Raw genomic sequence first — 13,831 nt, forward strand, 5'->3', positions numbered from 1 at the left:
ACTTAAGGCAGGACACCAACCGATCGGTGCCCGCCTATTCACTTTCTAATACGTGAGGCCATGCCCGTATTCATATAAAATGCCGCCAGCCAAATCCGGAATCGTGATTGGCAGTTTGCCGGTTGGCGCGAAATCGCCGAACAATGCTCCTGCTGTGGCTTCGAAGCTCGCCGGGCGGAATCCGTACTGCGTCATGTAAGCGTCAATTTCCGGAAAGGCCATGATATCGTACGGGTTACGGATGCCAACACCAATCACCGGAGCATCCGTCAGGCCGATGATCTGGTTGACCATCTGCATTTGAGCGTTGGATGGCGAACGACCGGAAACATTGAATGTATAGGTTCCGATTACAACCGCGCTTGCATTTCGAATTTGTTCGAGCTGCGCTTCAGTCAGTTTGTAGGAAGCGTTAGATATTACCGTTGTGTTGTCATGGCGTTTTTTGATTGCTGCGCCCAAATCATTGATGAAGCTGTTGCCAACTACAACAACCTTGTCATTGCCATCGAGCTTCAGCGGCAGTGCTGCGTCATTTTTCACAAGCGTAATGGACTTTTCTGCTGCTTCTTGTTCGATTTGTTTATGCTCTGGTGAACCGACAACCTGAAGGGCGTTGGCGATTTTCTCTTCAACAGATGCTGGATGTTCTTCCTTGATGACTCCGCGTTTCACCTTCAAAGTCAGGATTCGTTTCACAGATGCTTCCACGCGTTCTTCTGTGATTTCGCCAGCCTTCACTGCTTTCAGAAGGCCCTGAGCGACTGCCTCCAGTCCAACAGGCATCAGCACGATATCCGTTCCCGCTTTTACAGCGCGGATGGCCGCGTCCACAGGTCCGAAGTGATCAGAGATGGCTTTCATGTTCATCGCGTCGGTTGTGATCACACCGTCATAGTCCATCTCTTCACGCATCAATTCAGTCAATACCTTGTAGGATAGTGTAGCCGGAATCGCAATTTCTTCCCCAGTCAGCTGGGAGACCGCTTTTGTTCCATCGATTTTAGGGAAGGTAACATGCGCAGTCATGATCGCATCGATTCCTGCTTCCATCCCTTTTTGGAACGGATAGAGTTCGACTTCCTTCAAACGGTCCTTGTCGTGTGGCACCTCAGGCAAGCCAAGGTGGGAGTCGACCGCTGTATCTCCGTGTCCCGGGAAGTGCTTGGCCGTCGCCGCGACACCTGCATCCTGAAGGCCTTTTGTATAGGCAACTCCCATGTCAGCGACCAGCTGCGGATCTTCACCGAATGAACGGACACCGATGACCGGGTTGTCTGGATTATTGTTGACGTCCATTACTGGCGCAAAGTTCATATTAATCCCTAACGCAGCCAGTTCTTCGCCGATCGCGTTCCCGACGTTATAAGAAATTCCCTTTGAGCGTGCCGCTCCCAAAGCCATATTTCCCGGCATATCTGTACCGGATTGGAGCCTGGTGACAATCCCGCCTTCCTGGTCAATCGTCAGCAGCAGGCCGTATTTTTCAGCCGCATCCTGATAGTCGGATACGAGGCGTGCAGTTTGTTCAGTTGTCACGACATTCTCACGGAAAAGAATGACTCCGCCCAAATGATATTTTTTCACGAGCTGCTCAATTTCCGGCAGCATCTCCGTTACATTAGAACCCTTCCACGTCCTGAAATCGGGCATCAGCATCTGGCCCACTTTTTCTTCCAGGGTCATTTTGCTGATTGCGTTGCCGATCAGGTCGTATCTCTGGCCTTCCTGCTTGATGACCGCAGCCTCGCTCGCAGGCTTACCTGCTTCTCCTTTTGAAGCTTGGTTCACTTTATAATCAAGTGCAATTTTGTCCTTAAAAGTTCCATCTGTTACGGTAATGAACGTGCGTCCGTTCTGTCCCGTGAAGTGGACCTTTCCGTTTTCATCCACCACTGCGACATTTTTATTGGCAGATTCCCATACAAGGTTTTTCGAGGCGAGTAAAAATTGCCCCTCGGAATATACATGCAGTGCCTTTAATTGAATGCTTCCACCCTCAATGGCTGCTCCGGCTTCGGGTATGTTCTGGTAAATCACAAGGTCCTTCACCTGTCCTGTTTCCTCGGCACTGGCCGTCTTCATCGATAAGCCTGGCAGCATTTGTGAAAAAGCCAGAACGAACACCAATGAATAAAGCATCAGCTTGCTCAATTTACTCATACAATATCTCCTCCATTTTGCATATTTTATCCAAATGAACGAAAATTACTGATTTCAATAATCCCGTTGCATCCAGCCCTCGCCTGAAAACTCAGGTACAATCTCTTCTCCATCAGGGTTTGTCAGCTTGATATGATCCACATACCAGCCGCGGCCATTCGTATAGCTGTCGGTTTTATAATGGAAACGGATATACTTTGTATCTGCAGGCACATCCACTTCCACTGCATCCCAGTCGATACTGCTGCCTGTATACACTGCAGCCCGCTCCCAGTTCTCGCCGTCTTTTGACAGTTCGAGATATCCATAATCGGCTTCCGCCTCAATTCGATGCCACGTTTCAAAAGATAGTTTCGCAGGTTGATCAAGGTCTATTTCAGCTGTCAGCTTGCGCCCAAGCTGGTCACCATAACCTGAAAACCAGGCTGATCCATCCGGAATTTTCACACGGATGGCATCCGCTACCTGCCTTGCCAGCTGCCTGCGGGCGACATTAGTAGAAACCGTGTTGCGGCTCGGATGGACTCTGTTTGTCAGCAGGATGGCGACCGTGCCATTATTCCGATTCACGACAATCGACGTCCCCGTATAACCAGTATGGCCAAGTGAAGACCCTTCAGACAAAGCATCCATGAACCATCCCTGAGCAAGCTCCCAGCCTAAACCATGGTCATTGCCCGGAAACTCAGGCACATGGTTCTCCACGATCATCTTCACGGTTTCCGGCTTAAGGATCCGGGCACTGCCGTAGCGGCCGTCATTCAAATACATATGGGCAAGCTTCGCAAGATCCTCAGCTGTCGAGAATACTCCTGCATGTCCGGCAACACCATCCAGAGACCAGGCGTTTTCATCATGAACCTCTCCCCAGACGACGCCTCTATTTGTCCATGGCTGGTATTCTGCAGCGGCAATCCGATTTTTCAAGACAGCTGGCGGATTGTACATCGTATCCGTCATTCCAAGCGGTTCCGTAATATGCTCCTTTACGAACTCATCCTGGCGCTGCCCTGATAGGCGTTCAATCAAAACTCCGAGCGTGATCATGTTGAGATCGCTGTATGTATACTTGGTGCCCGGCTGATTGCTTAACGGGTGGTTCAATACCAGGCCGATCCTGTCATCCCGGCTGCTTCCTTGTGTATAAAGAGGAACCCATGCGGTAAAACCTGATGTGTGGGTAAGGAGCTGCCGGATTGTGACCTCTTCCTTTCCATTGGCTGCGAATTCAGGAATATGCTCAGCAACCTTGTCATCAAGGTCAAACCGTCCCTGGTCATAAAGAATCATGGCGGCAGTGGTCGTGAAAATTTTACTGATGGAGGCCAGGTCAAAAATCGTGTCCTCCTGCATCCTGATTGGATTGCTAGATTCAGTGAATTGATCATCTTCATATTTGTAAGCAAATCCATAGGCTTCTTGCTTCACGATATGACCGCGGCGGGCAACGAAAGCAACCGCGCCTGGCATAACCCCGTCAGCAATCATTTTTTCCATATGGCCATCAATATCATCCAGCGGCTGCTGCACCATGCCTGCTCCTCTTACCGATCCTTTGTGCAGCACAGGGGGATAGAGGTCCAGGCTCATCCCACGAAAATACCGGATGCAACTCCTGCGGGCCGCCCTTGGTCGCCTTTTGTTCGATCGATGCGCCTGGCACGTTACTTCCTTCTGCGAACGACACCGGAATCAACACTCCTGCACCAAGTACTGCTGCTAAGGCAATCGTTAATGGTTTCTTTTTCATGTTTCCTCCTCTTCTGAGCAAAGGCTCTATTTAATCTATTAATCTTTGAAAAGGCTTTCATGATGTATCTTTAGACTATCTAAGCAACAGTATAGATGTCTATACCACTATAGACCCAACACACCTCTAAAATAAAAGAATCCCGGGACTGCTATCCCGGGATTTTCGATTCATTTTTGTAAAAATATTCAAACAATTCGTTTGAAATTTTCCCAACTTCTCTTCGCTTGATTATTTTCTCAAGTTATCCTTCTGTTTAATCCAATACCTGATTCCCCGTCCGGCAAAAGGCTCATCATTAAACCGCGGAATGACATGCAAATGGGCATGAAAGATGGACTGTCCCCCAGCTCTTCCTGTGTTCCAGCCCACACTGTACCCATCAGGCAAATACCTTTTATCAAGCAAGTCTTTCGCCTTCTGAAGCAGCTCTCCAGAATCCTTCCATTCCTGTTCTGAAAGCTCGAATACATCCCGCTTATGTTTTTTAGGGATAATCAGCCCGCTTCCCTCCAGGACTAGCTGTTCAGATTCCTTTTGAATAAAATAACACGTTTCATTCTCTAAAACGATCTGCTGCTCAGTATCTTCATGCACATGGCAATATGGACAATTTTCCTGGTCCATTTCTTTCCTCCATTATTTTAAATCTTGATTCTTTTTCTTTTTAACTGCTCGATCTAATAGCCTTTCATAAAATTGGTACAATAACCCTGACCCAATGAAGCCTATTATCAGCAAGATCACCAAAGCAGCCTTTTTTATCCAGACAACATCGACTAAAATCCATAAAGCTCCCGCCGCCACAGAGGAAATGATTAAGATCATCCAACGGCGTAATTCCTTAGAATCTTTATCTCTGCTCATTTCCAACACCTTCCTTTTTCGTTTATACGGATAAGAAAGGAATAAGTTTCAAAAAGCAGCGCCCATTTTGGACCCTGCTCTCCAGTAAACTATGAATTTAGCAATCTCTTCATCGCATGAATCTGTCCTAGATGATACGATTCATGGAATAACGCCATGTTTGCCAGCTCTCCGAAAGTCTCCAGACCCAGGAAAGGCTGTTTCAATTTCTCATCAAGCATATGCGGGGGCACTTCCTTGATTCTTCCAAGCTGTTCCTTCAGCTGCACAGCCAGCACCTCAATTGAAGGAATATCCCCAACCCAGTCAGCCGGTCGTGTATCCTTGCCAAAAAGGTCCAGGTAGTTTGACGGAAGATGACTGGATTTCTTTGGGTAACCCATCATAAATTGCTCCGTCACCGTCAATATATGTCCAATATGCCAGTGAATCGTGTTGTTGAATCCTTCAGGCTGGACATCCGCTTCTTCTGCCGTAAGTCCATCAATGTTTCTCAGAAAATAATTCCTGGTTAACTCAAATTGCTTGAACAATAGCTCGCTCAATTTTCTCTTCCCCTTTCAAGCTTGTCTTCATATAATTCTTATTCTAAATTTATCCATTCTATGTCGCAAGGATCTAGAACAAAAATACCCCACGTTGTATTAAATAACATAAAAGGAAATTCTTTGACAAAAATTGTTCAAAACATTATGGCTGATATGTGTCTTCACATTTTTTTCACAGATTTCCAGATTTTCCTTTGATATTTTATAAGTGTACTAATAAATAACTATTTTTGAAGGGAAGCGATTTAGATGTTCGCAAATTGGTTGAGAGAAAACAACATTGCTGCTGGCCTGTTGACTGTGATTAGGGTTTGGCTTGGTTATAACTGGATGACTGCTGGTTGGGGCAAGTTGACTGGAGAAGGATTTGACGCGAGCGGTTATTTGAAGAATGCGGTTGCGAATCCGGTAAAAGGTCCTGACGGAAACATGGTTTACGGATGGTATGTAAACTTCCTAGAAAGCTTCGCGATCCCGAATGTCGAACTGTTCAACTTCATCGTTCCACTTGGTGAATTCCTTGTCGGTCTTGGGTTGATCCTTGGTACTTTAACAACTGCTGCTATGTTCTTCGGCTTAGTGATGAACTTCAGCTTCTTCCTTGCCGGAACTGTATCTCATAACCCTACTGACATCTTCTTCGGCTTCATCATCCTGTTCGCTGGCTACAACGCTGGCAAATACGGTTTAGACCGCTGGGTGATACCTTTCATCCGCAAGACTGTATTCAAGCAAACACCAGAAGCTGCACATAAGGCTGTCTGATAAATAATGAAAATCCCCTGAGCTATAGCAGCGCAGGGGATTTTTTTCATTTAGTTCCGGAAATGTTTTTCAGCATGATTCGTTTTTTAAAACCGCCGCTTCGGTTCCTTTTCAGCTGACGCATAAATTCCACTTCTGCTTCTGTGATTCCGCGGTGCTCAGCAATCGCGTAGACCACTTCAAGCAAATCGACAATTTCACTAAGCAGTCGGTCAGTCCCGGCATTGCGGAACTTGTTCACTTCCTCATCGAACTTCTCCATCAATTTTTTGCTATATTCACTTCCATCCAATACTTCATAATCCACAGCTTTTCCCTTTTCCTTCATCAACTCGGGAAAGTAATCTCTTACAAGCTTGTTATACTCTTTGTTCTCCATGTCGATTTCTCCTTTTGCTGTCCTATGATAAACATATCCTTTATTGTATGAGTTCAAACACGTTAGTTTTTCCAGACGATGTATCAGGTCTTTTTAGGATGAACGAAACAAGGAGAGCGCCACATTTTAGAATGTATAATAACAATAATAATTATAGTAAAAGCCTGTGGTCCCGGGACCACAGGCTTTCCTGTTTTAGTAGTTTCACACTACATAATCTTCTGTCAATCTGCTGCAGGCATCGGTGAGGTTCTGCAGGCATTCTGCTCTTAACCTTTCGTCACAGATGAAATCATTGCGAAGCTCCTCTTCGAGCTTCATCTGGATTTGCTGGATTTCTTCCCGGAGCCGCTCTCTTTTTTCCACCTCTGCTAAATGAAACTCGATTTCCCGTTCAAAATATTCGATCGTTCCAAATAATACAGTCAACGCTTCCTCCACCTTTCGTCTATATATGGTATTCCCCCTGTAAAAAGAACAAGCCTGCCAAAAGGTCTGTTTTTATCTGTCCTGTCAAGATTCTTATGTATTATTTAACCTCTCACATCCTGCGCAAACGTCAAATTGGGCTATTATACTAGAAAGTTAGAGTTTACGATGAAAAGGCTTTTTGCGAATCCTGGTTCCTGCTATGGCTCAAATAAAAAAATCCTCCTAAAAAAAGATGGCGGATTTACCAAGCTGCAGCCTGAACTAATTGCCTACTTCTTCTTTTTCAATCCGATCTTTTTGGCAACCCGACAATCATAGCATATTTGCCTTAGACTCGCGGCTTTGCGTCCTTACCTTTCGATAAGTTTGCCTTTTTCAGTTCTATTTCCAATATAAAACTTTAGGACTATCATTTCAACAAAATTCGCCAAATAGTTACAAATATAAGTCTATTCTCCTATATCTAATAGGGTGGCTATAAAGTGGTCTTTCAAAAATTTTGATTTACGGATTGTTTTAACAATGTAATATCCTAGCAATCTTCATGTAAAATTCACTTGCTAGAATAAAAAGAAGAAGCTTTATTACAGGCGAAATGGCAGGAGGATCCGTATGGAACAGCATGTTAAAGTGTCGCTAGATAAGTGGAAAGCAGAGATTGAAGAAATTTTGCATGAGATTGACGCGGAATATGAAGAGGTAAAAAACGAGCTGAAGGTCTATACATATAAATTCAATATTACGAAGCAGGTTGTCCAATCGACAGTTAATCCTGATCTGAACAGAAAGATCCGTGAATTGTACCATCAGCCTTTTGAAGAAAAGTTCAATGACCTGAAAGAGTATATCAAGGAGCTGGAAGAGAAGAAGCGAGTCTTCCAAATGTTCACTGATAAAATAGACAAGGTCACAGAAAAGGAAGAGCCTCCCCAACTGGCAGTCGCACAATCTGAATAAATGAAAAGCCTGGCTGAATCTGATTCAGCCAGGCTTTTATCTGTGCCTTTATTATTTTTTCCACCATGAATCAAACATCGATGCTGGTACATGGCGTTTGTGTTCGGAGACAAGGTAGCGTTTTTCGATCATGGCTGCATCTTCCTCGCCGATTTGCTTACCTTCAAGATAATCATCAATCGCCTCGTAGCTTACGCCAAGTTCGGTTTCATCAGCCTGTAGCGGTTTTTCATCCAGCAGGTCGGCTGTCGGCTCTTTAAGATACAATCTTTCTTCAGCGTTCAAGGCCTTGAGCAGTTCTCTTCCCTGCCGCTTGTTCAGTCCTGATAACGGCAATAAATCGGCACCTCCGTCACCGAATTTTGTAAAGAATCCAGTAACCGCTTCTGCGGCATGGTCCGTTCCGATTACCAGCAATCCTTCCTGGCCTGCGATTGCATACTGTGTGATCATCCTCATCCTTGCCTTCGCATTTCCTTTATTAAAATCTGTCATCTTATCGCCAATTGCATCTTCAAATTGCGTATTGAACGTATCGACTGCTGGTTGGATGTTGAAGGTGATGGTTTTATCAGGCTTGATGAACTTAAGCGCGAGCTGCGCATCGTCTTCATCCTTTTGCACCGCATAAGGAAGCCTCACTGCCACGAATTTCGCTTCAGTGCCTTCCGCACGCAATTCTTCTGCCGCAAGCTGCGCGAGCCTGCCAGCAAGAGTCGAATCCTGCCCGCCGCTGATTCCCAGCACGAACCCTTTCGCATGTGAAGTCTTTAAGTATTCCTTTAAAAAATCAATGCGCTTGCGGACTTCCTCCTGGGCATTAATCTCAGGACGGACATTCAGCGCTTCAATAATCTGTTTTTGCAAGCTCATACTATACCTCCTATTTCACTGTAACCTATAATAAATGAGCATATCCCTTCTATAGACCAAAGTCCAGATTTTGGTCAGAAAATATGACATTCCTTTATGCTATAACACTCATGTAATAGTTTTACCCAATACCCTGTTATTCGTAACATTTTGTCAGCGTGGAGTTTTTTGCTAGACTGTTACTAGTTAAGACATTCATTATTGGAGGCTTTATGATGACAAAATTCCAGGGTTATTTTGGTACCTATACAAAAGGCGACAGCGAGGGGATTTATTCTTTCACCCTTGATGCTGCGAACGGAAAGATTAGCGATGTGAGAGCCGCTGCCTCACTCGAAAATCCAACCTATCTTGCAATCAGTGAAGATAACCGCTTTCTTTATGCAGTGGCGAAGGAAGGGGCATCCGGAGGTGTGGCAGGGTTCACGATTTCTAGTTCAGGAGCTTTGTCCTGGATCAATTCAGAGTTGTCTCCTGGTGCCTCACCATGCCATGTCAGTGTGAACAGCGAAAACAGTCTGCTATTGTCGGCAAATTATCATAAAGGCTCTGCAGATTCCTACCTGCTAGACCGGGAAAGCGGCAGGATTGAATCTGTATTATCCAGCGCTGTGCATGAAGGGTCTGGCCCAGATGAGAGACAGGAAAAGGCACATACCCACTATGCAGGGTTTACGCCTGATGGCAATTACGTTGCAGTCGTCGACCTGGGCATTGACCAGCTGATCACCTATTCACTAGATAACGGCCAGCTGATCGAGCAAAGCGTATTGCATATCGCTCCTGGAAGCGGTCCAAGACATCTCGTCTTCCATCCGAACAATGAAATTGCTTATTTGATGACCGAATTCAGTTCAGAGGTCCTTGTCTTGAAATACAATTCACAGGATGGAAGCTTCCAACAGGTTCAGGCTGTTTCCACGCTGCCAGCGGAGTTCACGGAAAATAACCAGGGAAGCGCGATCCATATCTCTTCCAATGGGAAATTTGTCTATGCCGCAAATCGCGGACATGACAGCATCGCCATTTTCAAAGTGGAGCCTGAAAGCTTCCTGCTGACTTTTGTCGAGCATACTTCAACAGAAGGAAACTGGCCGAGAGATTTTGTCCTTGATCCAAGTGAAAATTACTTAATCGCGACAAACCAGAACTCCAGCAATGCAGCCCTTTACTCGCGCGATGCTGAAACAGGCAAACTGACCCTGCTGCAAAGTGACGTGAAGGTGCCAGACCCAGTTTGCGTGAAGTTTTTGCATTACTAGAAACAGAGGTAGAAACAGAGGGACGGTTCTCCTGTTTTTGGAAACAGAGGGGCGGTTCTCTTGTTTTTGTATGAGTGGTTTGAATAGAGGGAAAGGGCAGGTGCAACCAGTGCACCTGCCCTTTTTTAGCATACTATTAGGCTAACGAAAACTCTTTATTTATCGCTCGGGAAGCGGACGCCCATCTGCCTTCTCGCTTCGTCCAGGATCTTTATCGTAATTCGTGAATTTTCCAGCGAGTTGTTCACTGATTCCTTTTTGCCTTGCTTAATTAGTTCAATAAATTCCTCAGCTTCATAAAACATATTATCGGTGATTTGATCCTGTGAAAGATCTTCTATTCTTCCATCACGGTAGATGATTTCCACTTTTTCAGGTGTGCTGATCTTATCAATCCGGATGTTGCCCTCTTCTCCATGGATTTCAGACGGCAGTGTGGAGTCGGTGATTTTCGAGAACATAATGACCGCGTCTATCTCATCATATTTCAGCAGCACGCTTCCTTCCCCGTCCACACCTGAATCAAGTACATAGCCGTTCGCCTGGACCGATTTCGGCTCTCCGAACAGGACCACAAGGGGATAGATACAATATATGCCGATATCCATCAATGAACCTGCTGAATATTCCGGATTGAACGCATTCAGCACAGTCCCCTCCTTGTATTTATCATAGCGGGAGGAATACTGGCAGTAGCTGGCGAAATACCTTCTGACTGTCCCGATTTTATGTATGTTTTCCTGAACCGCCCTGAAATTTGGCATCAAAGTCGATTTCAACGCCTCCATTAAGACAACGTCATTTTCTTTCGCAATCTTGACCATTTCCGCAAGCTCATCGCTATTGGAAGCAATCGCCTTTTCGCACAGCACATGCTTGCCATTTTCCATAAATGTTATCGCCTGGGCAGCATGCAATGAATTCGGGCTCGCGATATAGACAGCATCAATCACATCGCTTGCCGCCATCTCTTCCATGCTGGTAAAAACATCATTCGCACCATACTTAGCTGCGAACTCAGCTGCGCGCTCTTCTGTGCGTGAGTATACTGCCGTCAGCTGGAAATCCTCATGCTGGCTGGCACCTTTTAGAAATGCTTCTGTAATCCAGTTCGTACCTACAACTCCGAAACGTACCATAAAGTCCATCCTTTCGTGAAAAAACCTTCAAATAGGAAAAGCTGGAGGCAATGCCTGCAGCTTGTCTTTATATCTTATCGAAATGGCAGCTCAATCACAAACTTAGTCCCTCGTCCCTGTTCACTTTCCACCTGGATTTTCCCATCATGCATCTGGACCAGCTGTTTGACAATCGATAGCCCCAAGCCAAACTCTCCGAATGGATTGCTCGTCCTCGAGAGATCGGCTTTGTAAAAGCGATCCCAGATTTTCTCGATTTCTGATGGTTCAATTCCAATTCCAGTATCCTCAATTTCAATGACAGTCATGTTTCCGTCCATCCTGCCGCGGAGCCGTATTGTCCCGTTCTCGGTAAACTGGATGCTGTTCTTCGTGATATTGATGAGAATCTGAACGAGACGGTCATAATCAGCATGTACCACGGCGGAAGGTTCTGCGTCTACCTCGATTGTGTTCCCTCGCTCTTCAGCCTGCATTTCCAGCTGTTCCTGGATGACCTCCAGTACTTCAATGAGTTCAATATCTTCTTTAAAAAGTTGAACCTGATTAGAACGGATTTTATCATAATCAAGATTCTCATTCACAAGTCTGATCAGGCGCTTTGTTTCCTGGCTGACCAGCTGGATCCCGCGCTCTTTTTCCGCCTCCGGAATCATATCATTCTTCAGGCCTTCAATCATCCCGCTGATCGTCGTGAGCGGCGTGCGCAATTCATGAGACACATCGGACATGAACTGTCGGCGGCGGTGCTCAAGCCTTTCAATTTCAGACTTCGATTCATTCAGCCGGCCAACCATGCTGTTAAAATCGTTCGCCAATTCGCCGATTTCATCAAAATCAGAGGACGGGACTTTTACCGTGTAATCCCCTGCTGAAACCATTGATGTCGCCTCCTGCAGCTTCTTGATCCTGTTTACATGGATGCGGGACAGCAGCCAGCTCAGCAGGAACGAAACAGCAAGCGCAATCAGGACGGTGTAAAACAGATACTTGTTGATTTCAGCAATCATCTCGCGCGCTCCGCCAATTGGCGAAGTGAGCAGGATGCCGCCGATAAAGCGGCCCTGCTCAAGATAAGGAAGGGCCACCAGGGTTACGGCCCTGTCATAGCGCTCCAGGTCATACTTCATGACGATGGGCTCGCCGTTCGTAAGCTTTCGCCATTCCTTCTCCGTAAATTCAATCGCCGGGCCCCTCCAGCGGATTGGATTCAGCAGCTGAATGTTTTCATCAAACACACTGAACTGGATGTCACGGCCAAACAGGACACGCGCATATTGGTTGATCACCTGATCCGGTCGTTCGCTTCCCCGGTCGAGATCCCGAAGGATATTATCTCCATACGAAATAAGCTCCTCGGTCTTGTTTTCATAAACAAGATTCTCTACATATTGGGTGAATATGAGGCTCAGAACCAGGAAAGCAACAATGATGATGCTGATATGGCTGATGAACTGCTGGTATATATATTTAACCTTCATGCCCATCCACCGATTCATCAAACTTGTAGCCTACTCCCCAAACCGTATGGAATAATGGCTTCTCAGCCGTGCCAAGCTTTTTCCGTAAGCGCTTGATATGCACATCCACTGTCCGCTCATCTCCGTAATATTGGTATCCCCATACTCGTTCAAGCAGCTGCTCCCTCGTAAAAACCTGCCGAGGGTGCTGGGCAAAAAACAGGAGCAGATCAAATTCCTTCGGCGTCAGGTTCGTGACAGGCACTCCATCGAACAGCACTTCACGGGTTTCCTTATTGATTTTAAGAAAGCTTGTCCCAATACCCGCGCTCTCCTCCGGCTTCTGTTTCTGGTAGCGGCGGGCCACAGCCTTGATCCTGGCCATTAACGCAAGAGGGCTGAAAGGCTTGGTCACATAATCATCCGCGCCCATTTCCAGTCCAAGCACCTGATCCGACTCACTGTCCTTCGCCGTCAGCATGATGATCGGCACATCACTTCCCTCCTGGCGAATCTTCCTGCACAGTGTGACTCCATCCATACCAGGAAGCATCCAATCGACAATCAACAAATCCCAGCTGCCATGCTTAAAAGCACTGTAGCCTTTCAGACCATCATGGACGAACTCCCCTTCAATCCCCTCTTTTAAAAAGAACATCTCAATCATCGCACAGACACTCTTATTATCCTCAATGACCAAAATTCTCACGGTAATCCCCTCTAATCCGATATCTGTTATATATAAAATAAAGCTCCACTGGAAGAGAATCAACTGATTCGGCCATTGTTACAGATTAATTAAACATTTGGACATAGTTTGTTCATGATTTGAGGATCGGCTGGCTTGAAGCGATTGAAGCCCTTGCTTCTTATATTCCTTAATCGGTGACTTATTTTCTCTCGAGCTGAAGCAACGATTTTTGTCCGAAGGGGCACCTGCTTCGGACATTTTACTGAGCTCTCTTTCTTGTAAATGGGCACCCATAGAGTCTATTGGTTACCTCTTTTCTCTCTTCCTCCCGAAACAGGACATCAATACCGCCTATTGGTTACCTCTTTTCTCTCTTCCTCCCGAAACAGGGCACCAATACCGTCTATTGGTTACCTCTTTTCTCTCTTTCTCCCAAAACAGGGCACCAATACCGTCTATTGGTTACCTCTTTTCTCTCTTTCTCCCGAAACAGGGCACCAATACCGTCTATTGGTTACCTCTTTTCTCTCTTTCTCCCGAAACAG

The 13,831-nt window shown here is 45.9% G+C and carries 13 protein-coding genes, 1 pseudogene and 1 riboswitch; of the genes and pseudogenes, 3 read left to right on the forward strand and 11 right to left on the reverse strand.

From position 1 onward, the window contains the following. Positions 1–45: 45 nt before the first annotated feature. The 5 genes and pseudogenes from EJA10_RS18460 to EJA10_RS18480 form a co-directional block, all read right to left on the reverse strand. Entirely contained in the window at positions 46–2,163 is a 2,118-nt protein-coding gene (locus EJA10_RS18460; RefSeq protein ID WP_125481508.1) for a glycoside hydrolase family 3 protein, read from the reverse strand. Positions 2,164–2,217: 54 nt separating this feature from the next. Further along, positions 2,218–3,913, reverse strand: a pseudogene (locus EJA10_RS18465) (serine hydrolase domain-containing protein). A 231-nt stretch (positions 3,914–4,144) separates the two neighbouring features. Continuing rightward, complete coding sequence (locus EJA10_RS18470; protein ID WP_125481509.1) at positions 4,145–4,540, reverse strand: HIT family protein; 396 nt, start codon at positions 4,538–4,540, stop codon at positions 4,145–4,147. Between the two features lie 12 nt (positions 4,541–4,552). Next, positions 4,553–4,780 (reverse strand): hypothetical protein, encoded by a 228-nt coding sequence (locus EJA10_RS18475; RefSeq protein WP_125481510.1) that lies wholly within the window; start codon positions 4,778–4,780, stop codon positions 4,553–4,555. An 89-nt stretch (positions 4,781–4,869) separates the two neighbouring features. Further along, positions 4,870–5,325 (reverse strand): DinB family protein, encoded by a 456-nt coding sequence (locus EJA10_RS18480; protein WP_125481511.1) that lies wholly within the window; start codon positions 5,323–5,325, stop codon positions 4,870–4,872. Between the two features lie 252 nt (positions 5,326–5,577). Here EJA10_RS18480 and EJA10_RS18485 point away from each other — a divergent pair, with 252 nt between their 5' ends. Beyond that, positions 5,578–6,093, forward strand: a complete 516-nt coding sequence (locus EJA10_RS18485; RefSeq protein ID WP_125481512.1) for a DoxX family protein — start codon at positions 5,578–5,580, stop codon at positions 6,091–6,093. Between the two features lie 46 nt (positions 6,094–6,139). Here the strand turns inward: EJA10_RS18485 and EJA10_RS18490 are convergent, their stop codons facing one another. Together EJA10_RS18490 and EJA10_RS18495 are read right to left on the reverse strand one after the other, a co-directional pair. Beyond that, positions 6,140–6,472: a nucleoside triphosphate pyrophosphohydrolase gene (locus tag EJA10_RS18490; RefSeq protein WP_125481513.1), complete on the reverse strand. Its 333-nt coding sequence runs from the start codon at positions 6,470–6,472 to the stop codon at positions 6,140–6,142. 204 nt (positions 6,473–6,676) lie between these two features. Further along, positions 6,677–6,901: a hypothetical protein gene (locus EJA10_RS18495; protein WP_125481514.1), complete on the reverse strand. Its 225-nt coding sequence runs from the start codon at positions 6,899–6,901 to the stop codon at positions 6,677–6,679. A gap of 299 nt (positions 6,902–7,200) precedes the next feature. After that, a riboswitch (cyclic di-GMP riboswitch) is annotated at positions 7,201–7,285 on the reverse strand. Positions 7,286–7,516: 231 nt separating this feature from the next. On the opposite strand from EJA10_RS18495, the gene EJA10_RS18500 reads away from it, so the two are divergent. Further along, a complete protein-coding gene (locus EJA10_RS18500) occupies positions 7,517–7,861 on the forward strand; it encodes a hypothetical protein (protein WP_125481515.1) in 345 nt (114 codons plus the stop codon). Positions 7,862–7,912: 51 nt separating this feature from the next. Here the strand turns inward: EJA10_RS18500 and nadE are convergent, their stop codons facing one another. After that, positions 7,913–8,734: an ammonia-dependent NAD(+) synthetase gene (gene nadE, locus EJA10_RS18505; protein ID WP_125481516.1), complete on the reverse strand. Its 822-nt coding sequence runs from the start codon at positions 8,732–8,734 to the stop codon at positions 7,913–7,915. Positions 8,735–8,949: 215 nt separating this feature from the next. Between nadE and EJA10_RS18510 the strand changes: the two genes are divergently transcribed. Further along, positions 8,950–9,996, forward strand: coding sequence for a lactonase family protein (locus tag EJA10_RS18510; protein ID WP_125481566.1), 1,047 nt, complete (start codon positions 8,950–8,952; stop codon positions 9,994–9,996). Between the two features lie 155 nt (positions 9,997–10,151). Here EJA10_RS18510 and EJA10_RS18515 read toward each other — a convergent pair whose 3' ends face one another. The 3 genes from EJA10_RS18515 to EJA10_RS18525 all read right to left on the reverse strand — a co-directional run bounded on the left by EJA10_RS18515 (position 10,152) and on the right by EJA10_RS18525 (position 13,304). Next, entirely contained in the window at positions 10,152–11,135 is a 984-nt protein-coding gene (locus EJA10_RS18515; RefSeq protein ID WP_125481517.1) for a Gfo/Idh/MocA family protein, read from the reverse strand. A 74-nt stretch (positions 11,136–11,209) separates the two neighbouring features. Continuing rightward, positions 11,210–12,616: a sensor histidine kinase gene (locus EJA10_RS18520; RefSeq protein ID WP_125481567.1), complete on the reverse strand. Its 1,407-nt coding sequence runs from the start codon at positions 12,614–12,616 to the stop codon at positions 11,210–11,212. Next, positions 12,606–13,304 carry a response regulator transcription factor gene (locus tag EJA10_RS18525; protein WP_125481518.1) on the reverse strand — a complete coding sequence of 233 codons (699 nt, stop codon included), beginning with the start codon at positions 13,302–13,304 and terminating at the stop codon, positions 12,606–12,608. Before EJA10_RS18525 ends, EJA10_RS18520 begins: the two co-directional genes overlap by 11 nt. Between the last annotated feature and the right edge of the window lie 527 nt (positions 13,305–13,831).

The sequence above is a fragment of the Mesobacillus subterraneus genome, assembly GCF_003937825.1.
GTDB classification, from domain to species: domain Bacteria; phylum Bacillota; class Bacilli; order Bacillales; family Cytobacillaceae; genus Mesobacillus; species Mesobacillus subterraneus.

What these genes read in the sequence shown, in the direction of transcription:
- EJA10_RS18460 (WP_125481508.1), bottom strand. Translation starts at nt 2,163, where the DNA reads ATGAGTAAATTGAGCAAGCTGATGCTTTATTCATTGGTGTTCGTTCTG.
- EJA10_RS18470 (WP_125481509.1), bottom strand. Translation starts at nt 4,540, where the DNA reads ATGGACCAGGAAAATTGTCCATATTGCCATGTGCATGAAGATACTGAG.
- EJA10_RS18475 (WP_125481510.1), bottom strand. Translation starts at nt 4,780, where the DNA reads ATGAGCAGAGATAAAGATTCTAAGGAATTACGCCGTTGGATGATCTTA.
- EJA10_RS18485 (WP_125481512.1), top strand. Translation starts at nt 5,578, where the DNA reads ATGTTCGCAAATTGGTTGAGAGAAAACAACATTGCTGCTGGCCTGTTG.
- EJA10_RS18490 (WP_125481513.1), bottom strand. Translation starts at nt 6,472, where the DNA reads ATGGAGAACAAAGAGTATAACAAGCTTGTAAGAGATTACTTTCCCGAG.
- EJA10_RS18500 (WP_125481515.1), top strand. Translation starts at nt 7,517, where the DNA reads ATGGAACAGCATGTTAAAGTGTCGCTAGATAAGTGGAAAGCAGAGATT.
- nadE (WP_125481516.1), bottom strand. Translation starts at nt 8,734, where the DNA reads ATGAGCTTGCAAAAACAGATTATTGAAGCGCTGAATGTCCGTCCTGAG.
- EJA10_RS18510 (WP_125481566.1), top strand. Translation starts at nt 8,950, where the DNA reads ATGACAAAATTCCAGGGTTATTTTGGTACCTATACAAAAGGCGACAGC.
- EJA10_RS18515 (WP_125481517.1), bottom strand. Translation starts at nt 11,135, where the DNA reads ATGGTACGTTTCGGAGTTGTAGGTACGAACTGGATTACAGAAGCATTT.
- EJA10_RS18520 (WP_125481567.1), bottom strand. Translation starts at nt 12,616, where the DNA reads ATGAAGGTTAAATATATATACCAGCAGTTCATCAGCCATATCAGCATC.